Origin of the sequence: Streptomyces sp. NPDC058525 (assembly GCF_042719495.1) — a bacterium.
In the GTDB taxonomy this organism is placed as follows: Bacteria; Actinomycetota; Actinomycetes; order Streptomycetales; family Streptomycetaceae; genus Streptomyces.
On sequence record NZ_JBHXNP010000056.1, the window covers coordinates 20,392 to 45,591 of the forward strand.

A 25,200-nucleotide genomic window follows, 5' to 3' on the forward strand; every position below is an offset into this window, starting at 1 on the left:
GGAATGCGCACACCTCTGCGATTCTCAGGCGTTGTCGATGAATCGGTCGAGGACGCGCACGCCGAACTTCAGCCCGTCGACCGGCACCCGCTCGTCCACGCCGTGGAACATCCCGGCGAAGTCCAGCTCAGGCGGCAGCTGCAGCGGCGCGAAGCCGAAGCAGCGGATGCCGAGGTCGTCGAAGGACTTGGCGTCCGTGCCGCCCGAGAGCATGTACGGGACGGCCCGCGCGATCGGGTCCTCGGCCTTCAGGGCACCCTGCATCGCGTCGACCAGACGGCCGTCGAAGTCGGTCTCCAGGGCCTTGTCCCCGTGCACGTCCTCCCGCTTGACCCGGGGCCCGAGGATGCGGTCCAGGTCGGCGAAGAACTCGTCCTCGTAGCCCGGCAGGAATCGGCCGTCGACGTGGGCCGTGGCCTGGCCGGGGATGACGTTGACCTTGTAGCCGGCGCCGAGCATCGTCGGGGCGGCGGAGTTGCGCAGGGTCGCGCCGACCATCTTGGCGATGCCGCCGAGCTTGGCGAGGGTGGCGTCCATGTTGTCCGGGTCGAGCGGGGTTCCGAGCGCGTCCGAGAGCTCGTCCAGGAAGCTCCGTACGGTCTTGGTCACCCGCACCGGCCACTGGTGGCGCCCGAGCCGCCCCACGGCCTCGCAGAGCTCCGTGATGGCGTTGTCGTTGTTGGTCATGGAGCCGTGGCCCGCGGTGCCCTCGACCGTGAGCCGCATCCAGTGCATGCCCTTCTGGGCGGTCTCCACGAGGTAGAGCCGCAGGTTCTCGTTCACCGTGAAGGAGAAGCCGCCGACCTCGCCGATCGCCTCGGTGACGCCCTCGAAGAGCCCCGGGTGCTTGTCGACCAGGTGCCGCGCCCCGTACACGCCGCCGGCCTCCTCGTCGGCGAGGAAGGCGAGCACGATGTCTCGCGGGGGCTTGCGGCCGCTGCGCATACGGTCGCGTACGACGGCCAGCGTCATCGCGTCCATGTCCTTCATGTCGACGGCGCCGCGGCCCCACACGCAGCCGTCGGCGATCTCGCCCGCGAAGGGGTCGTACGTCCAGTCGGCCGCGTTGGCCGGAACCACGTCGGTGTGCCCGTGGATCAGCAGCGCCGGCCGCGAGGGGTCCTCCCCCTCGATGCGCGCCACGGTCGAGGCCCGCCCCTTGTGCGATTCGAAGATCTGCGGCTCCAGCCCGACCTCGGCGAGCTTCTCGGCCACCCACTCGGCGGCCTTGCGCTCGCCGGGGCCCGAGTGGTCTCCGTAGTTGCTGGTGTCGATCCGGATGAGATCCCGGCAGAGGTCGACGACCTCGTCCTCGCCGGAAACGGTCCTGCCCGCGCTCGACTCGCTCACGCTGCTTCCTCCCACTGATCGGTACCGAACTGCCCCCATCCTCCCGCTCGGAACCGTTCTCCCCAAGGGCACTCCCTGGCCACAGGGGGGTGTGATCGAGGACCCCGGAATGTTTGGTAATGTTTTCCACGTCGGAACGGCCCGCGAGGGACGCGAGACAGACACCTTGTCCGGGTGGCGGAATGGCAGACGCGCTAGCTTGAGGTGCTAGTGCCCTTTATCGGGCGTGGGGGTTCAAGTCCCCCCTCGGACACAAAGAAGGACCCCGCTTCGGCGGGGTCCTTTTCGTTGTCCCGGGCCCGCGGACGGCGGAAACCGCTCGCGGGGCCCCGGTGAGGGGGCCCCGCGAGCGGCGGCGGGCCGGGAGGTCAGTCGCGGGCGGCGGCGATCTCGGCGACCCGGCGGCGGACCAGGAACCAGCCGCCGACGAGCGCGGCGCCGATGGCCGGGACGAACATGACCGTGGTGCGGCCCACGCCCCCGTCGCACCACATCAGGACCAGGACCGTGAGCAGGAAGACCAGCGTCACGAGCTGGGTGTACGGGGCCCAGGGCAGGCGGTAGGCGGGGCGTTCGACGCGGCCCTGCTTCGCGCGGCGCCAGAAGTGCAGCGAGCAGATCATGACCATCGCCCAGGTGCCGAGGATGCCCAGCGAGGCGAAGTTCAGGACGATCTCGAAGGCCTCCTCCGCCATGAAGTAGTTCAGGCCGACGCCCGCGACGCCGAAGGCCGCGGTGAAGAGGACCCCGCCGTAGGGGACCTTGCCCTTGTTCATGACGCCGGTGAACTTGGGGGCGGAGCCGGCCAGGGACATGGAGCGCAGGATGCGGCCGGTGGAGTAGAGGCCCGAGTTCAGGCTGGAGAGCGCCGCCGTCAGCACGACCAGGTTCATGATGCCCGCGGCGCCGGGGACGCCGAGCTTGTCGAAGACGGTCACGAAGGGGCTCTGGTCGGAGGTGTACGCCGTGTACGGGAGCAGCAGGGCGAGCAGGACCACGGAGCCGACGTAGAAGAGGCCCACGCGCCACATGATCGAGTTGATCGCCTTCGGCATGATCTTCTCGGGGTTCTCGGTCTCACCGGCGGCGACGCCGCAGAGCTCGACGGAGGCGTATGCGAAGACCACGCCCTGGATCACCAGGAGCATCGGCAGGACGCCGGACGGGAAGATGCCGCCGTTGTCGGTGATGGTGGCCAGGCCCGGAGTGTGGCCGCCGATCTCGTGGCTGGTGGCCACGAGCCAGATGCCGACGATCAGGAAGATGACCAGGGCGGCGACCTTGACCAGGGAGAACCAGAACTCCATCTCGCCGAAGTACTTCACCGAGATCAGGTTCGCGGTGAGGACGACGGCGAGGGCGATGAAGGCGAGGACCCACTGGGGGATGTCGGTGAACAGCGACCAGAAGTGGGCGTAGGTCGCGGCGGCGGTGATGTCGGCCACAGTGGTCGTGGACCAGTTGAGGAAGTAGAGCCAGCCGGCCGTGTAGGCGCCCTTCTCTCCCATGAACTCGCGCGCGTACGAGACGAAGGCGCCGGAGGAGGGGCGGTAGAGCACGAGCTCGCCGAGGGCCCGGACGACGAAGAAGGCGAAGACACCGCACACCGCGTAGGCGATCGCCAGCGAGGGGCCGGCCCCGGCGAGGCGGCCGCCGGCGCCGAGGAACAGGCCGGTGCCTATCGCCCCGCCGATCGCGATCATGTTGATGTGGCGGGACTTGAGGTCCTTGCTGTAGCCCTCGTCACCGGCGTCGACGTGGCGGGAAGACGCCGGGGCGGGAGCCTCGGTCAAGGTGCGGTCACTCATAAATGACTTCGCCTTCATGGGGGTCGGACAGGCAGGCCCGGACGGCCGCGCAGGGGAGCTGGGTGGTGTCCCCTGTGCTGCGGTTCGGTCGTTTTGATCGCCCCAGGAGACCATGGGGGTCCGCCACCCGCCAAAATCGGCCCAGCGCATCGAAGCCCCCGACGACCTTGGAAAGGGGCGTCGGGGGCTTCGTGGAGGCTGGAAAGCCAGGTTCTGGGTCAGTCTCTGGAGGTGGCCTCCGCCGCCTGGTCGAGGCGGAAGGCCTCGTTGCCCAGGCCGATGCGGGCGTGCACCTCGGGGCGGTTGCGGCGCAGGAAGGCCCCGTAGAGCAGGCCGGTCACGACGGCCGCGCCGATGATGCCGGGCAGGATCCAGCTCAGTACGGAGCCCTCCGCGGCGCCGACCAGGACGCCGAAGTCCTTGACGGTGTAGAGGGCGATGGCGAGCAGCGCGAGCCCGGCGGCGCCGGCCGCGACGAGCCGCCAGACCTGGGCGCCGGCGGTGCCGCGGCGGACGAAGAAGGCGATGACGGCGAAGGAGGCGGCGGCCATGAGGAGGGTCACGCCCAGGGCGCCGACGCTGCCCATCCAGGTGAACAGGTGGAGCACGGGGGCGGTCGGGTCGCCGGTGGGCATGTCGTCGGTGACGGCGAAGGCGATCACGACGAGGGTGGCGATGCCGGTTTGCAGGAGGGAGCCGGTGGCGGGGGCTCCGGTGCCGCTGTTGGTGCGGCCGAAGGCGGCCGGGAGCAGGCCCTCGCGGCCCATCGCGAAGGCGTAGCGGGCGACCACGTTGTGGAAGCTGAGCATGGCCGCGAACATGCCGGTCACGAAGAGCACGTGCAGGACGTCGGTGAAGGCGGTGCCGAGGCGGGCCTCGGTGAGCTGGAAGAGCAGGCCGGGGCCGGCTTCGGCGGAGGTCTTGACGACCTCGGAGGGGCCGGTGGCGACGGTGAGGGCCCAGGCGCTCAGGGCGAAGAAGAGGGCGACGAAGCCGACGGCGAGGAACATCACCCGGGAGACGACGATGTGCGGCTTGCTGGTCTCCTCGGCGTACACCGGGGACTGCTCGAAGCCGACGAAGGCGGCGATGCAGAAGCACAGGGCGGTGCCGAGGCCGGGGCCGCTGAGGGCCTCCGGGTTGAAGGCGCTCAGTGAGAGGCCTTCGGCTCCGGGCTTGCCGAGGGCGGCGAGGTCGAAGACGACGACGAGGGCGCACTCGATGAGGAGCAGGACGCCGAGGACCTTGGCGTTGAGGTCGATCTTCAGCCAGCCGAGGGCGCCGGTGGCGGCGACGGCGAGCAGGGCCGGGATCCACCAGGCGAGTTCGATCCCGAGGTAGGTGGCGAAGAGGCCGGATATCTCGAAGCCGAGGATGCCGTAGACGCCGACCTGCATGGCGCTGTACGCGACGAGGGCGACCAGGGAGGCCCCGGCGCCGGCGGTGGGGCCGAGGCCGCGGGCGATGTAGGCGTAGAAGGCGCCGGCGTTGTGGACGTGCCGGCTCATCTCGGCGTAGCCGATGCTGAAGAGCGCGAGGACGATGCCGAGGATGACGAAGAGCAGCGGCTGGCCCACGATGCCCATGACGCCGAAGGTGGTGGGCATCACACCGGCGACGACCATCAGGGGCGCGCTGGCGGCGAGTACGGAGAGCAGCAGGCCGGCCGTGCCGAGGCGGTCGGCGCGCAGGGCCCGGTCCTGGCCCTTGTACGTGCTGATCTCGGCCGGGTCCTGGAGCGTGGTGGATCTGCCCGTCGGCATGGCGGGTCCGTCCTTTCGTGTGGGCTGGGGCTGGTTCGGGGGTGGTCCCGGGGCCCGTGGCTGGTCGGGCGGCGGGTCAGGCCGCGGTCATGCGGTGCCGAGCGCGGCGCGGCGCGCGGCGAGGAAGGCCTTGTGCGGGTCGAGGTCCGGGTAGGACCACGGGGCGGGGGTGGCGTGGCTGCCGATCCGCTGGAACAGGGCGGCGGCCTCGGCGGGGCGGCCCTCGCAGAGCTTGGCGTGGGCGAGGAAGTTGAGGTCGACGCGGTTGCGGGGGTGGTCCTCGCGCTCCCACTCCAGCCACCAGTCGAAGGCGGAGCGCAGCACCTGGCGGGCGCGGCGGCCGGACCAGTGCTGGGCGGCGTTGCCGAAGGTGTGCCCGTGCGTGGCGGCGAGCACGCGGTAGCGCTCGGCGTGGGCGATGACGGGGAGCACGGCGAGCGGGGAGTCGGCCGGGGACTCCTCGGCGGCCCAGGCCGCGAAGTCGTACACCTCGTGGAGCGGGTCGTGCCCGGAGGCGGGAGTGCGCTCGGCCAGCCTGGCGACCATCAGGTGGTGGGCGTGGTGGTGCTCGCGGTGCCGGGCCCGGACCTGGTCGAAGTGGCGGCTGAACTCCTCTTCGGTGCCGAAGGCCCGGGACAGCAGGAGCAGGCCGAGCCAGGGGGTGGGGTCGGCGGGCAGCAGGGCGGCGGCCCGGCGGCAGGCCTCCTCGGCCGCGGCCGGGGTGCCCTTGCGGCGCAGGGCGGTGAAGACGGCGGCGCAGGCGAGGAGGGTGGCGGCGTCGGCGCTCTCGGGTTCGGCGAGCAGCCATTCGCGGGCCCAGGCGGTGGCCGCCGGGGTCTCGGCGAGCACGACGACGCGGTGGCCGCGGCGGTCCCAGTCGTCGCCGGTGCCGACGAGCAGGGAGCGGGCCTTGGACCACCGGCCCTGGGTGAACTGGGTGCGCACGTCGACGAGTTCGGCGTCGCAGAGGGCCGGATCGAAGAGCTGGGCGTCCCGCTTGCGGGCGCGGCCGAGGGGCGGCGGAGGCGGGGACATCCGCGGGTTTCCCTCCAGGACGCGGGCGGACGAGGGGTGCTGACGAGCGGTGCTGACGAGGGGTGCTGACGAGCGGTGGCCGGAAAACATGCATGATGCATGTGGGTGGTGCGGCCGTGGGGTGTGCGGATCGTGCCGGTGAGCGAACCGGTGATCACTGACAGCAAAGCGGTACGCACAGCTCCGAGTCAAGGTCCAGTCCACTGCGTGGCGGGTTTCAACTGGTGTGACGATGGTGTGAGTTGGGGTGGTTGTGCCGGTTCGGGGACAGGTTCGGCCCATCGTCTAGGCTCGGGACATGACGACCGACGACGATCTTCCTCCGTACCTGCTGGGCTTCCCCGGACCACTGCGCGACCGGCTGGTCGCGGCCGTGCTGAGCGGGGAGAAGACCTCGACGACGGGGTTGCTCGCGGGGTACGAGGCGGAGGGCGAGGCGCTGCCCGTGGCGGGGCAGCGGGCGGCGCTGCTGGATTCCGCCGAGTGTCCGGTGGCCGTCCTGGAGATGACGGACGTACGCGTCCTGCGGCTCGGGGAGGTGGATCTGGAGCACGCGGTGGCCGAGGGCGAGGGGTACGCGACCGTGGCCGAATGGCGCTCCTCCCACGAGGAGTTCTGGCACGCGCCGGAGCTGCGCGAGCTGCTCGGCGATCCGGGGTTCACCGTGGACGATGACACTCCGGTGGTGACGGAGCGGTTCCGGATCGTCGAGCGGCTGGGCTGAGCCGCGGGCTGGGACCGCGGGCCTGGGGCTGGGGCCGCGGGCCTGGGGCTGGGGCCGCGGGCCTGGGGCTGGGGCCGCGGGCTGGGGCCGACCGGGGCCAGCGGCCGGGGCCTCCGTCGGGCCAGCGACCGGGCCTCCGTCGGGCGTCGGGCGTCGGGCGACTGGCCGGGCGGCCGGCCGGGCCTGGGCCGTCGCGGTCAGCCGACCGCCTTGGCCGCCGCCCGGCCCGCCGCCCGGCCCGAGAAGATGCAGCCGCCCAGGAAGGTGCCCTCCAGGGCCCGGTAGCCGTGCACCCCGCCGCCGCCGAAGCCGGCCGCCTCGCCCGCCGCGTAGACGCCGGGCAGCGGCTCGCCGTCGGCCGCCAGGACGCGCGAGGAGAGGTCGGTCTCCAGGCCGCCCAGGGACTTGCGGGTCAGGATCGACAGCCGTACGGCGATCAGCGGCCCGGCCGCGGGGTCCAGGATCCGGTGCGGCGCGGCCGTGCGGATCAGCTTGTCGCCGAGGTACTTGCGGGCCCCGTGGATGGCCGTGACCTGGAGGTCCTTGCTGAACGGGTTGGCGATCTCCCGGTCCCGGGCGGTGATCACCCGGCGCAGTTCGGCCTCGTCGATCAGGCCCTCCTTGGTGACGGCGTTCATCCCGCGCACCAGGGCGGACAGGTCCCGCTCGACGACGAAGTCGGCGCCGTTGTCCATGAACGCCTTCACCGGCCCCGGGACCGCCTGCCTGGCCCGGTTGATGACGTCGCGGACCGACTTGCCGGTGAGGTCGGGATTCTGCTCGGAGCCGGAGAGGGCGAACTCCTTGCCGATGATGCGCTGGTTGAGGACGAACCAGGTGTGGTCGTGGCCGGTCTTCATGATGTGGTCGAGGGTGCCGAGGGTGTCGAAGCCCGGGAAGAGCGGTACGGGCAGCCGCCGGCCCGTCGCGTCCAGCCAGAGCGAGGAGGGGCCGGGCAGGATGCGGATGCCGTGCCGGGACCAGATCGGGTCCCAGTTCCCGATGCCCTCGGTGTAGTGCCACATCCGGTCCTTGTTGATGTGGCTGGCGCCCGCCTTCTCGGCGATCCCGAGCATCAGGCCGTCCACGTGCGCGGGGACCCCGGACAGCAGCCGCTCGGGCGGGGTGCCGAGCCGCGCGGGCCACTGATCGCGTACGAGCTCGTGGTTGCCGCCGATGCCGCCGCTGGTGACGATCACGGCCTGGGCCCGCAGCGAGAAGGCCCCGGTGGTCTCGCGGCCGCTCGCGGCGCCCCGTACGGCGTCGGAGGGCTCCAGGACCTCGCCGGTCACCGTGTCCACCGCGCCCGCGGTGCGGGAGAGCCCGGTCACCCGGTGGCGGAAGCGCAGCTGGACCAGGCCGCGGGCCACTCCGGCCCGGACCCGGCGCTCGAAAGGTTCGACCAGGCCGGGGCCGGTGCCCCAGGTGATGTGGAAGCGGGGGACGGAGTTGCCGTGGCCCTCGGCGTCGTAGCCGCCGCGCTCGGCCCAGCCGACCACCGGGAAGAAGCGGACGCCCTGCGCGTGCAGCCAGGGCCGCTTCTCGCCGGCGGCGAAGTCCACGTAGGCCTCGGCCCAGCGGCGCGGCCAGCCGTCCTCCGCGCGGTCGAAGCCGGCGGTGCCCAGCCAGTCCTGGAGGGCGAGGTCGCGGCTGTCCTTGATCCGCATCCGGCGCTGCTCGGGCGAGTCCACGAGGAACAGCCCGCCGAAGGACCAGTGGGCCTGGCCGCCGATGGACTGCTCGGGCTCCTGGTCGAGCAGGATGACCTTGCGGCCCGCGTCGACGAGCTCGGCGGTGGCCGCGAGCCCGGCCAGCCCGGCGCCGATCACGATCACGTCTGCGTCGTACGTCATGCGTATACCCGTCCTCCGTCGGTGGTGGGGCAGATCCTTGGCTACGGAGCGGTAACCAGTCAACAGCGGTGGTTGGATGAACCCGTGAGTGCCGCTGATGAAGTACTGGACGTGGTGGACCGGGACGACCGGGTCGTCGGGCAGGCCCCGCGGGGCGAGGTGTACGCGCGGGGGCTGATCCACCGCTGCGTGTTCGTCCAGGCCGTGGACGCGCGGGGGCGGATCTTCGTGCACCGGCGCACCGCCTCGAAGCTGGTGTTCCCCTCGTACTACGACATGTTCGTGGGCGGCGTGCTGGGCGCCGGGGAGAGCTACGCGTCGGCCGCGCTGCGCGAGGCCGAGGAGGAGCTCGGGGTGACCGGGCTGCCCCAGCCTGCGCCGCTGTTCAAGTTCCTGTACGAGGGGCCGGGCGGGGCCTGGTGGTCGTATGTGCACGAGGTGCGGTGCGAGCTGCCGGTGGCCCCGCAGGAGTCGGAGGTCGACTGGCACACCTACCTCTCGCCGGAGGAGCTTGAGCGGCGCGTCGCCGACGGGGAGTGGCCCTGGGTGCCGGACGGGCTGGAGGCGCACCGGCGGCTGCGGGAGTTCCGCCGTAGATTGCCTGTGTGATCGACTTCGTCAAAGACGTCCGCCTCTGGTTCGCGCCGCAGGGCCTCCAGGACGAGGGCGAGACCCCCGACTACCGCTTCTCGCTGGCCAACGAGCGGACCTTCCTCGCCTGGATCCGGACCGCGCTGGCGCTGGTGGGCGGCGGTTTCGCCGTCGACCAGTTCCTGCCCGACCTGCGGTGGGGGATTCGGGTCGGGATGGCCTTCGCGCTGCTGGCGGTGGGCGCGGCGTGCGCGCTGCGCGCGGTGAACCACTGGGTGCGGTGCGAGCGGGCCATGCGGCGGGGCGAGGACCTGCCGGTGTCGCGGTTCCCGGTGGTGCTGAGCCTGGGGGTCGGACTGGTCGCGGTGGCGATGGTGGTGGTCGTGGCGCTGGGCTGGACGTCGGGCCGGTGAGCCCGACCCTGGACGGCGAGGTGCGCGACGCGGGGCTGCAGCCGGAACGGACCCGGCTCGCGTGGCGGCGTACGACGCTGGCCTCGTCGGTGGTCGCGGTGCTGGCGCTGCGGCAGGCGGTGCGCGGGTCCGGCCGGCCGCTTGAGGTGGCCGGGGCGGCGGTGACCGCGCTGGTCTGGCTGGCGTTCCTGGGGGTGGCGCACCGGCGGATCCGGGCGCTGGCCGCCGGCCGGCCGCCGGGGCTGGCGCCGCGCGCGGCCCTGGGCGTGGTGGCCTGCACCCTGGCGCTGGCGGTGTTCGCGGTGATCGTGATCATCTGAGGCGATGATCGGCTGATCCGCCTTTCCCGTACCATCCGCAGACTCATCGGACAGAACGGGCGATTCAGGACGATCCGCACTAGCCTCGGCCCCATGAGCATCCAGCACATGGAACACCCCACCCACACCCACACCCACGGCCCCGACTGCGGGCACCAGGCCGTCTCGCACGGCGACCACCTCGACTACGCGCACGACGGCCACCTGCACCGGGAGCACTCCGGGCACTGGGACGAGTGCGAGAGCCAGGGCCACACCACGCACGACGGCCACACGCACGTGCACGGCTCGGACTGCGGGCACGAGTCGGTCCGGCACGGGGACCACGTGGACTACGTGCACGACGGACACCGGCACGCCGAGCACGACGGGCACTACGACGACCACTGACGGCTGCCGGCGACCGCTGACCTCTGCCGACAGCTGCTGACGACCGCCGGCGGCCGCCGGCGACTGCCGGCGACCGCCGAGGCACGCGGCCTCGACGGCCGCGACGGCCGAAAGTCCGCCCAGGAGCACCACCCGCCCTCCCCCGGCGCCGCGACGGCTGGCAGGATGCCGACCGCCCGTCAAAGCGACCCGGGGAGAGCGCAGATGACCGCGACCGTCGACAAGCCGTACCTCGTCCAGCCCGCACCGGGGGTGTACGCCTACGTCCAGCCGGACGGCGGCTGGTGCCTCAACAACGCGGGGTTCGTCAGCGACGGCGGCCGGACCCTGCTCGTCGACACCGCCGCCACCGAGCGGCGCGCGCTGGCCCTGCGCGAGGCCGTCACGGCCACCGGCGTACCGCTACCCCGCACGGTCGTGAACACCCACCACCACGGCGACCACACCTACGGCAACGGCGTGTTCACGCCCGAGGCGCTGGTCCTCGGGCACGACAACGCGCGGGCCGAGCAGCTCGCCGCCGGGCACCAGCTCGAGATGATCTGGCCCGCGACCGACTTCGGCTCGATAGAGATCACCGCGCCCGACCTGACCTACAGCGACCGGATGACCCTGCACGTCGGCGGGACGGAGGTGCGGGTCATCCACCCGGGCGTCGCGCACACCACCGGGGACTCGATCGTGTGGCTGCCCCGGCAGCGGGTCGTGTTCACCGGCGACCTGGTCTTCGCCGAGGGCACTCCCTTCCTCGCGATGGGCTCCCTGGCCGGCTCGCTGCGGGCGCTGGAGCTGCTGCGCTCGCTGGACGCGGAGACCGTCGTACCGGGCCACGGGCCGCTGACCGACGCGTCGGCCTACGACGCCACCGAGCGCTACCTGCGGTACGTGGCCGAACTGGCCCGGGAGGGGCGGGCGGAGGGGCTTAGTCCGCTGGAGACGGCCCGGCGGGCCGATCTCGGCGAGTTCGCGGCGTGGCGGGAGAGCGAGCGGCTGGTGGCGAACCTGCACCGGGCGTACGCGGAACTGGCCGGGGAGCCGGAAGGCGCTCCGCTGGACATCCTGGCGGTGCTGAAGGACATGACGGTGATGAACGGCGGGACGCCGATCCTCTGCCATGCCTGAGCGCAGCCGAGCACGCCCGCGCGGCGGGGCGGGGTGAGGTGCGGGCCGGAGGAGTTTTCGGCCCGCACCCTGGACGGCATACCGACTGGTCGGCATGATTACCTCCGAGTGAACAGTCACCGTCGAACTGCGTACGGAGGTGCCCACCCATGACCCCAGCCCCGGACGGTCCGCGAGGCCTCGATCTGGAACGGCTGCGCGGCCATCTCGACACGGCGCGGCCCGGGCTCGTGGCCGGGGCGCTGAGCGCCCGCCTGATCGAAGGGGGCCGGTCGAACCTCACGTACGAGGTCACCGACGGTGCCGGCCGCTGGGTCGTACGCCGTCCCCCGCTCGGCCACGTCCTGGACACGGCGCACGACATGCGGCGCGAGCACCGGGTCATCGCCGCCCTGCACGGGACGGCCGTACCGGTTCCGGAGCCGGTGCTGCTGTGCGAGGACGAGTCCGTGATGGGCGCGCCGTTCTACGTCATGGAGTACGTGGAGGGGGTTCCCTACCGGACGGCGGGCGAGCTCGCCGCGATCGGCCCCGAACGCACCCGGCGGGCGGTGCTCGGCCTGGTCGACACCCTGGTCGACCTGCACGCGGTGGACCCCGAGGCCGTCGGCCTGGGCGATTTCGGCCGTCCCGCGGGCTTCCTGGACCGGCAGCTGCGCCGCTGGGGCAAGCAGCTCGCGGCCTCCCGGGGCCGGGAGCTCTCCGGGATCGACGAACTGCACGGCGCGCTCGGCCGGTCGCTGCCCGTCTCCCCCGCGCCGACCGTGGTGCACGGGGACTTCCGGCTGGACAACGTACTGATCGGTGGTCCGGACGACCGGATCCGGGCGGTGCTGGACTGGGAGATGTCCACGCTGGGCGATCCGCTCACCGACCTCGGGCTGCTGGTGATGTACAGCTCGGACCTGGGCCTGACCGAGTCCCCGGTCAGCACGACCAGCGGGGCTCCGGGCCATCCGTCCCCCGCCGAGCTGGTCGAGCGGTACGCGGCCCGTTCCGGGCGGGACACCGGTGCGATCGCCTGGTACACGGCGTTCGCCTGGTTCAAGCTCGCGGTGATCCTCGAGGGGATCCACTACCGCTACACGCTCGGGCAGACCGTCGGCGCGGGCTTCGACCGGATCGGCGAGCTGGTCCCGGTCTTCATCGAGCACGGTCTCACCACGCTCCAGGCCCCCCGCACACCTCGAAACCGCCACGAAGGCTGAGGCACACAACCGATGGACTTCGCATTCGACGCCCGGACCGAGGAACTCCGCGAGCGGCTGCTCGCGTTCATGGAGGAGTACGTCTACCCGGCGGAGGCCGTCGCCGCCGGGCAGCGCGCACGGCTGGCCTCGCCCTGGGACACCCCGGCCGTCTTCGGTGAACTGAAGGCCGAGGCGCGCCGCCAGGGACTGTGGAACCTCTTCCTGCCGGACGCCGCGTACGGCGCCGGGCTGACCAACCTCCAGTACGCCCCGCTCGCCGAGATCACCGGCCGCAGCCCGCACCTGGCCCCGATGGCGACCAACTGCGCAGCCCCGGACACCGGGAACATGGAGCTGCTCGCGCAGTTCGGCTCCGAGGAGCACAAGAAGCAGTGGCTGGAGCCCCTGCTGGCCGGGGAGATCCGCTCCGCGTTCGCGATGACCGAGCCGGAGGTGGCGTCCTCGGACGCGACCAACATCGAGACGCGGATCGAGCGCGCGGGTGACACGTATGTGGTCACGGGCCGCAAGTGGTTCATCTCGGGGGCGATGAACCCGGACTGCAAGATCTTCATCGTGATGGGCAAGACCGATCCGCAGGGCTCCGATCCGCGCCGCCAGCAGTCGATGATCCTGGTGCCGCGCGACACCCCGGGGGTCGAGGTGCGCCGGGCGATGACGGTGTACGGGTACGAGGACCACGACCACGGCGGGCACGCCGAGGTGGTCTTCGACGGGGCGCGGGTCCCGGCGGCGAACCTGATCGGCGAGGAGGGCACCGGCTTCGCCATCGCCCAGGCGCGGCTCGGGCCGGGCCGCATCCACCACTGCATGCGGCTGATCGGCATGGCGGAGCGGGCGATCGAGCTGATGTGCCGGCGCGCCGTGGACCGTACGGCCTTCGGCAAGCCGCTGGCCGCGCAGGGCGTCGTACAGAACTGGATCGCGGACGCCCGGGTCACGGTGGAGCAGTTGCGGCTGCTGGTCCTGAAGACGGCCTGGCTGATGGACACGGCCGGCAACCGGGGCGCGCACACCGAGATCCAGTCCATCAAGATCGCGACCCCGCGGGCGGTGGTGGGGATCCTGGACGACGCGGTGCAGCTGTACGGCGCGGGCGGGGTGAGCCAGGACTTCCCGCTCGCGGAGCTGTGGGCGGCGGCGCGGACGCTGCGGCTGGCGGACGGCCCGGACGAGGTGCACCAGCGCTCGCTGGCCCGGCGCGAGCTGAAGCGGTACATGTAGCGGCGGGCGGGGGCCCGGACGGGGACAGGGGTTGGGACCTCTGCCCCCGGCGGGTGGACCTTCGGTGGTCCAGACCAGTCGGGGAGTCCGATATATTCGAGTTCTCCCCCCACCGAAAGTGCCCTTCGCCATGCCCAGCTCCACCCTGGCCCCCGCGCCGCAGGCCCCGGCCCACCACGCCGAGGCCTCCCCTGCCCCCGCGCCGCAGGCTTCGGTCGCGAACCCCGGGCCGCTCGGCCTGGCCGCGTTCGCCCTGACCACCTTCGTGCTCAGCCTCTTCAACTCGGGGCTGATCGCGAACGCGGCCCTCAGCGCCGTCGTGCTGCCGCTCGCGCTCTTCTACGGCGGCATCGCCCAGTTCGCGGCCGGCGTGATGGAGTTCCGGCGCGGCAACACCTTCGCGACCACGGCCTTCGTCTCGTACGGCGCCTTCTGGATGGCCTTCGCGGGCTACGTGAAGTTCGTCGTGCCTACGCTGCCGGCCGGCCAGGCGCACATCGCCACCGGCTGGTTCCTCGTCGCCTGGTTCGTCTTCACGGCCTACATGTCCGTCGCCGCCATGAAGCTCGACCTGGCGCACCGGCTGCTGTTCGGCGTGCTGGCGCTGACCTTCCTGTTCCTGGCCCTGGGCGACCTGTCCCAGGTCACCGCCCTCGGCCACGTCGGCGGCTACCTCGGCCTGCTCTGCGCTGGGATCGCCTGGTACATCTCGTTCGCCGTGGTGACCGAGGAGACCTGGGGCCGCAAGGTCCTCCCGCTGGGCTGAGCTCAGGGACGCAGTGCGCGCAGCAGCAGGTCGGCGAGGTGATCGGCGACCTGCTGCGGGGTGAGCGGCCCGTCCGCGCGGTACCAGGTCGACAGGTGGTGCACGGACCCGAAGTGGTAGTCCACCACCAGGTCGGCGGGGGTGGCCGTGGAGAACACGCCGCTGCGCTGGCCCTCCTCGATCAGCGCCCGGAAGCGCTCGTGGTAGCGCCGGCGCTCCGCGCGCACCTGCTTGAACTTCTCCGGGCTGAGCTGGTGCATCGAGCGGAAGAAGATCATCGCGTCGTCGAGGTTCTCGATGGTCGTGACCACCACGTCGGCGGCGGCCGCCCGCAGCCGGTCCTCGACCGGCGCGTCGGATCCGGCCACCGCGTCGAGCCGCTGCTGCTGGCGGCGCAGCATGCGCGCGTACACCTCGTGCAGCAGGTCGTCCTTGGACCCGAAGTAGTGGTAGAGCGCGCCCTTGGTGACCCCGGCCGCCTCGACGATCTCCTGTACGGAGGTGCGGTCGTAGCCGCGTTCGGCGAACAGCCGGGTGGCGACGGCCAGCAGCCGCTGCGGTACCGGGGCCTCGTGCGTGCCTTCGGGTTCCGTGGTCCTGGCAGCCATGGCTCCGACCTTCCCTTCCCATTCCAGCTGTACGACCATCCGACTGTTTTCAGCCGCGGTCGCGCAGTTCCCGTCGAAGGATCTTGCCACTGGTGGTCTTCGGCAGAACAGGCAGGATCTCCACCTGGCGCGGGTACTTGTAGGCCGCGATGCGTTCGGCGCAGTAGGCGGACAGTTCGGCCGGTTCCGCGCGGGCGCCGGGCCGGAGGCTGACGTACGCCTTCACGCTCTCCCCCCGGTAGGGGTCCGGGACGCCGACCACGGCCGCCTCGCGCACCGCCGGGTGGGTGTAGAGCACGTCCTCGACCTCGCGCGGCCACACCTTGAAGCCGGAGGCGTTGATCATGTCCTTCTTGCGGTCGACGACGTAGAGCCAGCCGTCCGGGTCCATGAAACCGACGTCTCCGGTGCGCAGTTCGCCGTCCGGGAAGGCCTTGGCGGTGTCGTCGGGCAGGCCCCAGTAGCCGGGCACGACCTGCGGGCCGCGGACGGCAATCTCGCCGGTCTCGCCGAAGGGCACCTCCGCGCCCCGCTCGTCGAGGATCCGTACGACGGTGTCGGCGCCGGGGACTCCCACGGAGAGGGTGCCGGAGGCCGGGTCGACGGGGGCTTCGAGGTGCGGCGGGACGCTGGCGCAGGGAGCGGTGCACTCGGTGAGGCCGTAGCCGTTGCGCAGGTAGAAGCCGAAGGCTCCGCGCAGCCGTTCGACGAGCGCGGGCGGCAGCGGGGCGCCGCCCGAGGAGATCACCCGGAACGAGGCGAAGTGCTCCCGGGTCGCCTCCGGATGGGCGGCCAGGGCCATGAAGGCGGTGGCCGGGCCGACGGTGTAGGCGGGCCGGTGCTCCAGGAAGGCGTCGAGCACGACCGCGGCGTCGAACCGGTGGGCGAGGACGAGGGTGCCGGCGTTGACGAAGCAGGCGGCGAGCTCGCACACCATGCCGGTGATGTGGAAGAGCGGCGCGAGGGCGAAGTAGGTGGCGCCCTCGGGGAGCGGGTGGGCGGTGACCTGGCGGACGGCGTTGTACGTGAGGGCGCCGTGCGGGTTCATCGCGCCCTTGGGGGTGCCGCTGGTGCCGGAGGTGTAGCTGATGAGTGCGGTGTCGTCGGCGGTGAGCCGCGGGTCCGGCGGCGCGGGCCGCCTGCCGTGGGCCACGGTGTGGAGGTCGCTGACGTTCAGGGCCGCCGCCGGCGGGGCGACGCGGTCGCTCCGCCCGGCCGCGCCATCCCCCGGGGCGGGCGGGGCCGCCTGCCGGGGCAGGGGATGCGGGGCGGGCGCGGGGCCGAGGACGCGCGGGTCGTTGCGGGTCTGGAAGTCCAGGTCGGAGGCGGTCAGGACGGTCCGTACGGCCGTGTCCTCCGCGGCCTCGCGCAGGTACGCCGACCAGGCGCGGCCGTCGCAGACCAGCGCGGCGGCCCCGGAGTCGCGCAGGATGTGCCCGACCTCGCCGGCCTTGTACATGGGGTTGAGCGGGACCACGACCGCCCCGGCCTTCCAGGCGGCGAGGACGGCCAGCACGAAGTGCGGGGTGTTCTGCAGCATGACCGCGACCCGGTCACCGCGGCCGATGCCGCGCGCCGCGAGGTGGCCGGCCACCGAGTCGGAGAGCGCGTCGGCCTCGGCGTAGCCGGTGCTCCCGTCGAAGTAGGCGAGCGCGGTGCGTTCGGGGGCCCGGGCCACGGCCGCGCGGAAGGCGTGCAGCACGGTCGGCGGCGGGGAGACGGGCGCCCGCTGGGCCGGGCTGAGCAGGCCGAGCCACGGCTTGGCGGCGTACGGGGAGGCCACGGGGGTCACGGTGTCTCCCACTTGCGCTGGAGGTGGTTCATACCGCTCAGCCAGCGGTCCGGGTCGGTGGCGCGGGCGGCGTAGAAGTCCGCGACCTCGGGGTGCGGGAGGATCAAGAACCGGCCCTTCTCCATGCCGTCGAACAGTGCGTCAGCGACCGCCGCCGGCTCGATCGCGGTCGGTGCGAGGACGAGCTCACCCGCCGATCCCGCGGCCGTCAGCATGTCGGTGCGCACCCCCTGCGGGCAGATGGCGTGGACCTGGACACCGCGGTGGCGGTAGGTCAGCGAGAGCCATTCGGCGAAGGCGAGCGCACCGTGCTTGGTGACACTGTACGGCGCCGCCCCGATCATGGTCAGCAGTCCGGCGGCGGAGACGGTGGACACGAAGCGGCCGCTCCCCCGCTCCAGCCAGTCCGGCAGGAGCAGCCGGGCCGCGCGGACGTGGGCCATGACGTTGGTGTCCCAGGCCGCCTCCCAGACGGCCTCGTCGGCGAAGGCGTCGCCGCCGGAGGCCAGTCCGGCGTTGGCGCAGTAGACGTCGATCCCGCCGCCGAGGGCCTCCAGGGCCTCGGTGACGATCGCCGACGCGTCACCGGGGACGGAGATCGCGCGGGCACCGATCGCGTCCGCCACCGCGGCCGACTTGGCCGCGTCGAGGTCGTTGACGACCACCGTGGCGCCCTCGGCGGCGAAGCGGTGGGCGAGGGCGGCGCCGATCCCGCCGCCCGCGCCGGTGACGACGACTCGCTGGTCCTGGAACGCGTTCGTGCTCACGGGAATCACCTTTCGGGAGGGACGGCAGGGGGTGACGGTGGTGGCCGGCGGCGGGCTGCGGGCTGTCGCGGGCGGAGGCGGGCGGTGGCTGTGGAACCGTGGGCAGACTAACCAGTCGGTATGTCGGGACGGAAGGGGGCTGCGCCCTAGCGTGGCGGGATGACTCTCTCGCGACGCGGGGTGCTGGGACTGGCGGGGGCCATGGGGGCGGCGGGGGCCGTGGGGGCTGCCGGGGCGGTGGGGGCTGCCGGGGCGGTGGGGGCTGCCGGGGCGGTGGGGGCTGCCGGGGCGGTGGGGGCTGCCGGGGCGGTGGGCTCGGCTCCGGCGGTGGGCGGTGCGGCCGCCGCACGGGCGGGGCAGGTGCGGACCGGCTTCGAGTGCCTGGCCGCGGACGGGTACGCCGTACTCGCCGGGCAGAAGGTCGGGGTGGTCACCAACCCCACCGGGATCACCGCCGACGCCCGCCACCTGGTCGACGTACTGCACGCGGACGAACGGGTGGACCTGGTCGCGGTGTTCGGCCCGGAGCACGGGTTCCGCGGGACGGCGCAGGCGGGCGGCTCCGAGGGGGCGTCCCGGGATCCGGCGACGGGGCTGCCCGTGTACGACACGTACGACAAGAGCGGGCAACGGCTCGCGGACGTGTTCACGGCCGCCGGTGTCGACACCGTCGTCTTCGACATCCAGGACGTCGGGGCGCGTTTCTACACCTACATCTGGACGCTCTACGACTGCATGCGCGCGGCCGCCCTCGCCGGCAAGGCGGTGGTGGTGCTGGACCGGCCCAACCCGGTGGGCGGCCGGCGGGCCGCGGGGCCGGTGCTGGAGGCTCCGTACGCGAGCTTCGTGGGCCGGGAGCCGATCGCGCTCGCGCACGGGATGACGGCGGCCGAGCTGGCCCTGCTGTTCAACGGCGAGTTCCTGTCCCGGCTGCCCGAGAAGTCGGTCAGGCTGCGGACGGTGGAGATGACCGGCTGGCGGCGGGGGTCGTTCTTCGGGGAGACGGGGCTGCCCTGGGTGCCGCCCAGCCCGAACATGCCGACCCCGGACACGGCTCTCGCGTACGCCGGCACCTGCCTGTTCGAGGGGACGAACCTGTCCGAGGGGCGCGGGACGACCACCCCCTTCGAGGTGCTGGGCGCGGAGGGCGTGGACCGGCGGTGGGCGGAGGCCGCGAACGCGCTGGACCTGCCCGGCGTGTGGTTCCGGGAGGCGTACTTCACGCCGTCGTTCTCCAAGCACGTGGGGAAGGTGTGCGGCGGGGTCCGGCTGATCGTGCACGACCGCGAGGCCTTCGATCCGGTACGGGCCGGGATCGGGCTGCTGGTCACGGCCCGGCGGTCGTGGAGCGGCTTCGCCTGGCGCACGGACCACTGGATCGACCGGCTGACGGGATCGGACCGGGTGCGGAAGCTGGTGGACGCGGGGGCCGGGGTGGAGGAGATCGCGGGTGACTGGGCGGCGGGGCTGGCCCGGTTCGAGGCGGTGCGCGCGGAGTACCTGCTCTACGGGTGAGCCGGCGGCGTCGGGGGTCTGGCCGGGCGGGCGTACCCGCAGGATGCTGGATCCACCGGGCGCGCGGCGTGGAGGGGGACGGGTCATGGCGGACAGCGGGGTCGGGGCCGGGACTGGGGTCGGGGTCGGGGTCGCGGCCGGGGCCGGGGTCGGGGCCGGGATCGGGGTGGGGCCGTATGCGGAGCTGACCTTCGACTCCGAGGGCGATGTGGACCGGGGCTCACTGGCGGCGGTGGCCCGGATCGAAGCCACGGACCTGCTGGTCTTCGCGCACGGCTGGAACAGCGACCGCTCCACGGCGACCCGGCTGTACGAACGGTTCTTCGCCCCGTTCCCGGGGCTGGTGGGGCCGGGGGTACGGCTGGGGTACGTGGGCGTCGTATGGCCCTCGATGCGCTTCTCCGACGAGCCGATACCGGACTTCGAGGAGCGGGGCGCACTCGCGGAGCCCGGCTTCGGGACGGCGCTGGACCCCGGGACCCGGCGGGCGCTCGGGGAGTTCTGGCCCGGGCGGGAGGCGGAGCTGGACCGGGTGGCCGAACTGCTGGAGGAGCGGCCGGAGTCGGAGGCGGCCTTCATCGAGTTCGGGGCGCTCGTACGGGAGCTCGCCGGTGTGGACGTCGTCGACGTGGCCGAGGTGACGGACACGACCGATACGGCGGATGCGGCGGGTGGGGCGGACCCGGCGGGCACGGCGGGCGCGGCGGGCACGGTCGACGCCGCGGTCCTCATGCCTTCGGCGGCGCCCGTACCGGCCGTTTTCGCGGAGGACGTCCTGGAGGTCTGCCGGGCGCTGGCCGAAGCGCTGGGCGAGGCGGGCGGGCCGGCCGGGGGCGCCGGTGAGCGGCCTCTGGCGTTCGGCGGCGGGCTGCGACCGCTGTGGAACGGCGCGAAGGAGCTGCTGCGGCAGGCTACGTACTACAAGATGAAGAAGCGGGCGGGCGTGGTCGGCGAGCGCGGCCTCGGCCCGGTGCTGACGGAGCTCGCGCACCGGCGTCCGGGCCTGCGGATCCATCTGATCGGGCACAGCTTCGGGGCGCGGCTGGTGTCGTTCTCCCTGCGCGCCGTGCCGGACGGCGCCCGGCACATCGGCTCCCTGACCCTGCTCCAGGGAGCCTTCTCCCACTACGTGTTCTCGGACCGGCTGCCGCACGACAGGAACCGCGCCGGCGCCCTGGGCGGCCTCCAGCGCAAGGTCGACGGACCGGTGGTGGCCTGCCATTCCCCGCACGACACCTCCCTGCGGGTGTTCTATCCGCTGGCCTCCCGGATGGCGGGCGATTCGGCCGGACTGCTGGGCCTCGACGAACGCTGGGGCGCGATCGGGCACGACGGGGTGCGTGCCGTGGCGGGCGCGCCCCGGCTGACGCTGGACACCGCCCTGCGCGAGGGGGTTCCGGCGGCGGGCTGCGTCAGCGTGGACGCGGGCTCGGTGGTGCGGCGCGGCGGCGCCCCCTCGGGGGCGCACAGCGACATCTGCCATGCGGAACTGGCCCGGCTGGTGGTTGCGGCGGGGCGCATGGGGCGCTGAATTCCGGCCATGTGCCACCCGCACGCCTCGACCGCCCCCGCATGCGCCCGGCACCCGCAGGGCATGTTGGGCACATCGGCGGAGGTGAAGGTGCGATGGCGGGATTCCGGAGTCTGGCATACCAGGTGCGTGACGCACGCAACGACCGGGCCTTGCGGCGCCATTCCCTGCGCCGCTGTCTGGAGCGGTTCGCTCCCTACGGGCACCGGGCCACGTGGTGGCACCTGTGCGACCGGCACGGGATCGCCCCGGAGGACCGGGGGGCCGACCCCCTGCGGCTGGTCGCCGCGCTGGAGGAGCTGGAGGACGCGCGGGCGGTCTGGCTGGAGTACGAGCGCCAGTTCGCGGAGCGGCGCCGGCGGGAGAAGCACGACGGGCTGCGCCGGCCGGGGTGGACGTGGGGCGGGAGCGGGGACGCGGTGGTGCGGTGCGCGGATCCGGGGGTGCGGCCGGAGGGGGCGCTGGGCGAGGTGCTGCGACGGCTGGTGAAGGCGCTGGAGTCGGAGCCGGGGAAGGCCTGCCCGGTCTGCGGCGACGAGGAGCTGCGCTGGCCGGCCGTGCCCGCGGTCGGTGCCTGGGAGCAGGCGTGGGCCGGGGAAGGTCCGGTGTGCGCGGGCTGCGGAATCGTGGTGCCGAGACCGGCGCTCGCGGACACGCCGACCGCGGGGGCCGCATGAGACCCGGGGCAGCGCGGCACGCGTCCGCGGCTCCGGCGGTGTCGCTGAACGGGGCCCGGAGCGCCGCCGAGGGGGCGGCCGTTCCGATGTCGCCGCAGGATCTGGCGGAGGCCGCCGCGGCGGCGGTCGCTGCGGGGGCCGGGGAGGTGCTGGTGAGCCCGCGGACGCCGTGCGGGCGCCAGAGCCTGTCGCCGCGGGTGGTCGGGCCGGTGCTGGAGGCGCTGCGGGGCACGGGGGTCTCCGTACCGCTGTCGGTGCCGGTGAGCGTGGCGGCCGAGCCCGATCCGGCGGGGCGGCTGGAGCGGGTCCGGTCCTGGGCCGTGCTGCCGGACCGGGCGGAGGTGGGCTTCGCGGAGCCGGGGGCAGCGGAGTTGGCGCAGGCGCTGCTGGACCGGGGGGTCGCGGTGGACGCGCTGGTTCCGCTGGGCGGACCGGCCGGGCCTGAGCCGATGGCCCGGTTCCTGGCCTGGCCGGTGCGGACGCCCGGGCGGGTGCGGCTGGTGGCGGAGCTCGCCTCGGCCGATCCGGCGCTGGTGGCCGGGTTGCGCGGGCTGCCGCCGGTGGCGGTGGTGCTGTTCGGGCGGGAGGCCGCCGCCTGGCCGGTGCTGCGGCTGGCCGCGCGCTGCGGGACGGGCACGCGGACCGGCGTGGGCGAGGTGCTGCGCCTGCCGGACGGGCGGCCGGCGCGGTCGAACGCCGAACTGGTGGCGGCGGCCCGGGAGCTGCTGGCGCGGCACGCGCCGGCTACAGCCGCGAGCCGGTGATCCGTTCGCCGAAGACGTCGTCCGGGTTGGACAGCGCGCAGGTCTCCAGGGAGAGGCAGCCGCAGCCGATGCAGTCGGTCAGGTGGTCGCGCAGCCGCCCGAGTTGGCTGATCCGCTGGTCGAGCTCGGTGCGCCAGGCCGCGGAGAGGCGGGCCCAGTCCTCGCGGGTGGGGGTGCGCTCCTCGGGGAGCTGGGCCAGGGCGTCGCGGATGCTGGCGAGCGGGATGCCCACGCGCTGGGCGGCGCGTACGAAGGCGACCCGGCGCAGCGCCTCACGGGTGTAGCGGCGCTGGTTGCCGGAGGTGCGGCGGCTGCTGATCAGGCCCTTGGCCTCGTAGAAGTGGAGTGCTGAGACGGCGGCCCCGCTGCGGGCGGACAGCTGGCCGACGGTGAGTTCGTGGACCTTCTCGGGAATCTGCGGCACGCGGTCGAGGGTAGTCGGCGGTCCGTTGACATACACATACGGTCCCAGCATGCTGAGCAAGCGCTTGTTCGCCCCGGCGCATCCGTGAGTGAGAGGCAGGAGCAGGGCATGGCCGAGCCGAGGATCTTCACGTCCGCCGAGGAGCTGCACGCCGGGACGGGCGAACCGCTCGGGCCCAGCGGGTGGCTGGAGGTGGACCAGAAGCGGATCGACCTCTTCGCGGACGCCACGGGCGACCACCAGTGGATCCACGTGGACCCGGAGCGGGCGGCGGCCGGACCCTTCGGCACCACGATCGCGCACGGCTATCTGACCCTGTCCTTGCTGCCGAGCCTGGTGCCGCAGATCATGCGGGTCGAGGGCATGAAGATGGGCATCAACTACGGGGTGAACAAGGTGCGCTTCCCGGCGCCGGTGCCGGTCGGCTCGCGGCTCCGCGCGACCGCCGTGATCACCGAGGTCACGGAGGCGGGGGGCGGCGTACAGGTCGCGGCCACCGTCACCGTGGAGCGCGAGGGCGGCGACAAGCCGGTGTGCGTGGCGGAGTCGGTGTCGCGCTACTACTTCTGACCGGCGTCCGGCCGCCGCTGCCGCTGCCGGACGGCTTCCGCCGCCGGCCTGGGGGCCGGGGCTAGCCGCGGGGCCGCGCGCCCACCATGCGGAGTACGAGGTCGGCGTAGAGCGCGCCGACCTCGTCGGGCGTGCGGGATCCGGAGACGCTGAACCAGCGGGCCACGTCGATGCAGAGCGACAGTACGGCGAGGGTGGTGCCGGGCACGTCGGGGACGGCGAACTCCCCCGCCTCGACTCCGTCGGCGAGGATGCGGCGCACCGCGGCGTCGCTCTGGCGGCGCAGTGCCACGATTTCGGAGCGGTGCTCCGGAGCGAGAGCATCGAGCTCGTACTGGACCACGCGCGCGGTGGTGTGGTGCGCGGCGTGCCACCGTACGAAGGAGCGCACGGCCGCGTCGAGCCGCTCGGAGGCGCCCCCGGGGCCGTCGGCCGCGATGGTGAGGATCTCCAGGGCCTTGTCGTGGCCGATCCGGCTGATCCGGTGGAGCAGCTCTTCCTTGGTCTTGTAGTGGATGTAGAGGGCGGCCGGGCTCATCCCGGCGCGGCCCGCGATGTCACGTGTGGTGGTCGCGTGGTAGCCGCGCTCCGCGAAGGCCTCGACCGCCGCGATGAGCAGCCGCCGCGCCGCGTCGGGACTGACCTCGGACCACGGCTGGTAGCCGTCGGCCGTCTCCGCCGCGCTGTCCATCGCTCACTCACCCTCTTCGCCGTATGGGAGTGACACCTTACCGGAGGGTGAGCAAGCGCTTAGCGAGCCCGCGCGCGGCGGATCCGTTCAGAAGGCGGAAACCCCGGTGCGCGCGCGACCGATGAGCAGCTTCTGGATCTGGCTGGTGCCCTCGTAGAGGGTCATCACCCGGGCGTCGCGGAGCAGCTTCCCTGCCGGGTACTCGTCGATGTACCCGTAACCGCCGTGCACCTGGAGGGCGTTGCTCGCGGCGCGGACGGCGGCCTCGGAGGCGAAGAGCTTCGCGGTGGAGGACTCGGTGGCGAAGGGCTGCCCGCGGTCGATCAGGTCGGCGACCCGCCAGGTCAGCAGGCGGGCGGCGTCCACGTCGACCGAGATGTCGGCGATCAGCTCCTGGACCAGCTGGTGGTGGGCGATCGGCTTGCCGAACTGCTCGCGCTGGGCGGCGTACGAGACGGCCGCGTCCAGGGCGGCCTGGGCGATGCCGACGCAGCCGGCGGCGACCGACATCCGCCCCTTGGCCAGCGCGGACATGGCGACCGAGAAGCCCTTGCCCTCGGGGCCGAGCATGGCCGAGGCCGGGACGCGGACCCCGTCGAGGGTGAGCTCGGCGGTGGCCTGGCCGCGCAGGCCGAGCTTGCCGTGGATCTCGTGGCGGGTGAGGCCGGGGGTGTCGGTGGGGACGAGGAAGGCGGAGACCCCGCGGTGGCCGGGCTCGTCACCGGTGCGGGCGAAGAGCAGTACGACGTCGGCCCAGGTGCCGTTGGTGATGAACATCTTGCTGCCGCTCAGGCGGTACGAGTCCCCCTCGCGCACGGCACGGGTGGTGAGGCTCCCGGCGTCGGAGCCGGTGCCGGGCTCGGTCAGGCCGAAGCAGCCGAGCGCGTCCCCGGAGCACAGGCGGGGCAGCCAGGCGTGCTTCTGCTCCTCGGTCCCCCAGGCCGCGACGGTCTTGGCGACCAGGCCGAGGGAGACGGAGACGATGCCGCGCACGGCGGAGTCGCCGCGCCCGAGCTCCTCCGTGACCAGCACGTACGCGAGGTGGTCGCCGCCGGAGCCGCCGTACTCCTCGGGGACGGTCAGGCCGAGGAAGCCGAGCGCCCCGAGCTTCTTCACGATGCCCCGGTCGACGCTCTCGGCGCGGTCCCAGGCGGCGGCGTACGGGACCACCTCGCGCTCGGTGAACTCTCGGGCGAGCCGGCGTACGGCGCTCTGCTCCTCGCTCAGCTCCAGGTCCACCGGGCACCTCCGGGCGTCTCGTCCCGGCCTTTAACTAGCACCGGTAGTTTAT

25 protein-coding genes and 1 tRNA gene are annotated in these 25,200 nt (G+C 73.1%); 15 read left to right on the forward strand and 11 right to left on the reverse strand.

The window, feature by feature from the left end; all coding sequences use genetic code 11:
* Positions 1-24: 24 nt before the first annotated feature.
* Positions 25-1,350, reverse strand: coding sequence for a M20/M25/M40 family metallo-hydrolase (locus ACFWP3_RS24700; protein ID WP_361762124.1), 1,326 nt, complete (start codon positions 1,348-1,350; stop codon positions 25-27).
* Positions 1,351-1,518: 168 nt separating this feature from the next.
* Between ACFWP3_RS24700 and ACFWP3_RS24705 the strand changes: the two genes are divergently transcribed.
* Positions 1,519-1,603 (forward strand) — tRNA-Leu (locus tag ACFWP3_RS24705).
* Positions 1,604-1,718: 115 nt separating this feature from the next.
* Here the strand turns inward: ACFWP3_RS24705 and ACFWP3_RS24710 are convergent.
* The 3 genes from ACFWP3_RS24710 to ACFWP3_RS24720 all read right to left on the reverse strand — a co-directional run bounded on the left by ACFWP3_RS24710 (position 1,719) and on the right by ACFWP3_RS24720 (position 5,956).
* Complete coding sequence (locus ACFWP3_RS24710) at positions 1,719-3,158, reverse strand: amino acid permease (protein ID WP_384224833.1); 1,440 nt, start codon at positions 3,156-3,158, stop codon at positions 1,719-1,721.
* A 218-nt stretch (positions 3,159-3,376) separates the two neighbouring features.
* Entirely contained in the window at positions 3,377-4,921 is a 1,545-nt protein-coding gene (locus ACFWP3_RS24715; protein WP_384224835.1) for an APC family permease, read from the reverse strand.
* 87 nt (positions 4,922-5,008) lie between these two features.
* Positions 5,009-5,956: a hypothetical protein gene (locus tag ACFWP3_RS24720; protein ID WP_384224838.1), complete on the reverse strand. Its 948-nt coding sequence runs from the start codon at positions 5,954-5,956 to the stop codon at positions 5,009-5,011.
* Positions 5,957-6,254: 298 nt separating this feature from the next.
* On the opposite strand from ACFWP3_RS24720, the gene ACFWP3_RS24725 reads away from it, so the two are divergent.
* Positions 6,255-6,680 carry an ASCH domain-containing protein gene (locus ACFWP3_RS24725; protein ID WP_384224840.1) on the forward strand — a complete coding sequence of 142 codons (426 nt, stop codon included), beginning with the start codon at positions 6,255-6,257 and terminating at the stop codon, positions 6,678-6,680.
* 197 nt (positions 6,681-6,877) lie between these two features.
* On the opposite strand, the gene ACFWP3_RS24730 is transcribed toward ACFWP3_RS24725, so the two are convergent.
* Entirely contained in the window at positions 6,878-8,533 is a 1,656-nt protein-coding gene (locus ACFWP3_RS24730) for an FAD-binding dehydrogenase (protein WP_384224842.1), read from the reverse strand.
* A gap of 84 nt (positions 8,534-8,617) precedes the next feature.
* On the opposite strand from ACFWP3_RS24730, the gene ACFWP3_RS24735 reads away from it, so the two are divergent.
* The 8 genes from ACFWP3_RS24735 to ACFWP3_RS24770 all read left to right on the forward strand — a co-directional run bounded on the left by ACFWP3_RS24735 (position 8,618) and on the right by ACFWP3_RS24770 (position 14,570).
* Positions 8,618-9,142, forward strand: a complete 525-nt coding sequence (locus tag ACFWP3_RS24735; protein ID WP_384224844.1) for an NUDIX hydrolase — start codon at positions 8,618-8,620, stop codon at positions 9,140-9,142.
* Complete coding sequence (locus tag ACFWP3_RS24740; protein ID WP_384224847.1) at positions 9,139-9,537, forward strand: YidH family protein; 399 nt, start codon at positions 9,139-9,141, stop codon at positions 9,535-9,537. The genes ACFWP3_RS24735 and ACFWP3_RS24740 overlap by 4 nt, the downstream gene beginning before the upstream one ends.
* A complete protein-coding gene (locus ACFWP3_RS24745) occupies positions 9,534-9,857 on the forward strand; it encodes a DUF202 domain-containing protein (protein WP_384224849.1) in 324 nt (107 codons plus the stop codon). Before ACFWP3_RS24740 ends, ACFWP3_RS24745 begins: the two co-directional genes overlap by 4 nt.
* 93 nt (positions 9,858-9,950) lie before the next feature.
* Complete coding sequence (locus ACFWP3_RS24750; RefSeq protein WP_384224851.1) at positions 9,951-10,247, forward strand: hypothetical protein; 297 nt, start codon at positions 9,951-9,953, stop codon at positions 10,245-10,247.
* Between the two features lie 204 nt (positions 10,248-10,451).
* Positions 10,452-11,369, forward strand: coding sequence for an MBL fold metallo-hydrolase (locus ACFWP3_RS24755; protein WP_384224854.1), 918 nt, complete (start codon positions 10,452-10,454; stop codon positions 11,367-11,369).
* Positions 11,370-11,518: 149 nt separating this feature from the next.
* Entirely contained in the window at positions 11,519-12,577 is a 1,059-nt protein-coding gene (locus ACFWP3_RS24760) for a phosphotransferase family protein (protein WP_384224856.1), read from the forward strand.
* A 12-nt stretch (positions 12,578-12,589) separates the two neighbouring features.
* On the forward strand, positions 12,590-13,804 hold the full coding sequence (locus ACFWP3_RS24765) for an acyl-CoA dehydrogenase family protein (RefSeq protein ID WP_384224859.1): 1,215 nt from the start codon (positions 12,590-12,592) through the stop codon (positions 13,802-13,804).
* A gap of 130 nt (positions 13,805-13,934) precedes the next feature.
* Positions 13,935-14,570: an acetate uptake transporter gene (locus ACFWP3_RS24770; protein WP_384224861.1), complete on the forward strand. Its 636-nt coding sequence runs from the start codon at positions 13,935-13,937 to the stop codon at positions 14,568-14,570.
* Between the two features lie 2 nt (positions 14,571-14,572).
* Here the strand turns inward: ACFWP3_RS24770 and ACFWP3_RS24775 are convergent, their stop codons facing one another.
* The 3 genes from ACFWP3_RS24775 to ACFWP3_RS24785 are packed head-to-tail and all read right to left on the reverse strand — an operon-like array spanning position 14,573 to position 17,737.
* Positions 14,573-15,178, reverse strand: a complete 606-nt coding sequence (locus ACFWP3_RS24775; RefSeq protein WP_384224864.1) for a TetR/AcrR family transcriptional regulator — start codon at positions 15,176-15,178, stop codon at positions 14,573-14,575.
* Between the two features lie 49 nt (positions 15,179-15,227).
* Entirely contained in the window at positions 15,228-16,970 is a 1,743-nt protein-coding gene (locus ACFWP3_RS24780; RefSeq protein WP_384224868.1) for a class I adenylate-forming enzyme family protein, read from the reverse strand.
* Complete coding sequence (locus ACFWP3_RS24785; protein WP_384224874.1) at positions 16,967-17,737, reverse strand: SDR family oxidoreductase; 771 nt, start codon at positions 17,735-17,737, stop codon at positions 16,967-16,969. Before ACFWP3_RS24785 ends, ACFWP3_RS24780 begins: the two co-directional genes overlap by 4 nt.
* 159 nt (positions 17,738-17,896) lie before the next feature.
* On the opposite strand from ACFWP3_RS24785, the gene ACFWP3_RS24790 reads away from it, so the two are divergent.
* The 4 genes from ACFWP3_RS24790 to ACFWP3_RS24805 all read left to right on the forward strand — a co-directional run bounded on the left by ACFWP3_RS24790 (position 17,897) and on the right by ACFWP3_RS24805 (position 22,224).
* Positions 17,897-19,252, forward strand: coding sequence for an exo-beta-N-acetylmuramidase NamZ domain-containing protein (locus tag ACFWP3_RS24790; RefSeq protein WP_384224877.1), 1,356 nt, complete (start codon positions 17,897-17,899; stop codon positions 19,250-19,252).
* Between the two features lie 85 nt (positions 19,253-19,337).
* On the forward strand, positions 19,338-20,783 hold the full coding sequence (locus tag ACFWP3_RS24795; RefSeq protein ID WP_384224880.1) for a serine-threonine protein kinase: 1,446 nt from the start codon (positions 19,338-19,340) through the stop codon (positions 20,781-20,783).
* Between the two features lie 95 nt (positions 20,784-20,878).
* A complete protein-coding gene (locus ACFWP3_RS24800) occupies positions 20,879-21,460 on the forward strand; it encodes a hypothetical protein (RefSeq protein WP_384224882.1) in 582 nt (193 codons plus the stop codon).
* Positions 21,457-22,224, forward strand: coding sequence for a 3-keto-5-aminohexanoate cleavage protein (locus tag ACFWP3_RS24805; protein WP_384224883.1), 768 nt, complete (start codon positions 21,457-21,459; stop codon positions 22,222-22,224). Before ACFWP3_RS24800 ends, ACFWP3_RS24805 begins: the two co-directional genes overlap by 4 nt.
* On the opposite strand, the gene soxR is transcribed toward ACFWP3_RS24805, so the two are convergent.
* A complete protein-coding gene (soxR, locus tag ACFWP3_RS24810) occupies positions 22,205-22,648 on the reverse strand; it encodes a redox-sensitive transcriptional activator SoxR (RefSeq protein WP_384224885.1) in 444 nt (147 codons plus the stop codon). The two genes, ACFWP3_RS24805 and soxR, sit on opposite strands and share 20 nt — an antisense overlap.
* A 108-nt stretch (positions 22,649-22,756) precedes the next feature.
* On the opposite strand from soxR, the gene ACFWP3_RS24815 reads away from it, so the two are divergent.
* A complete protein-coding gene (locus tag ACFWP3_RS24815) occupies positions 22,757-23,218 on the forward strand; it encodes a MaoC family dehydratase (RefSeq protein WP_362306513.1) in 462 nt (153 codons plus the stop codon).
* A 61-nt stretch (positions 23,219-23,279) separates the two neighbouring features.
* Here the strand turns inward: ACFWP3_RS24815 and ACFWP3_RS24820 are convergent, their stop codons facing one another.
* Together ACFWP3_RS24820 and ACFWP3_RS24825 are read right to left on the reverse strand one after the other, a co-directional pair.
* Entirely contained in the window at positions 23,280-23,909 is a 630-nt protein-coding gene (locus tag ACFWP3_RS24820) for a TetR/AcrR family transcriptional regulator (protein ID WP_384224889.1), read from the reverse strand.
* An 87-nt stretch (positions 23,910-23,996) separates the two neighbouring features.
* Positions 23,997-25,148 carry an acyl-CoA dehydrogenase family protein gene (locus ACFWP3_RS24825; protein ID WP_384224891.1) on the reverse strand — a complete coding sequence of 384 codons (1,152 nt, stop codon included), beginning with the start codon at positions 25,146-25,148 and terminating at the stop codon, positions 23,997-23,999.
* Between the last annotated feature and the right edge of the window lie 52 nt (positions 25,149-25,200).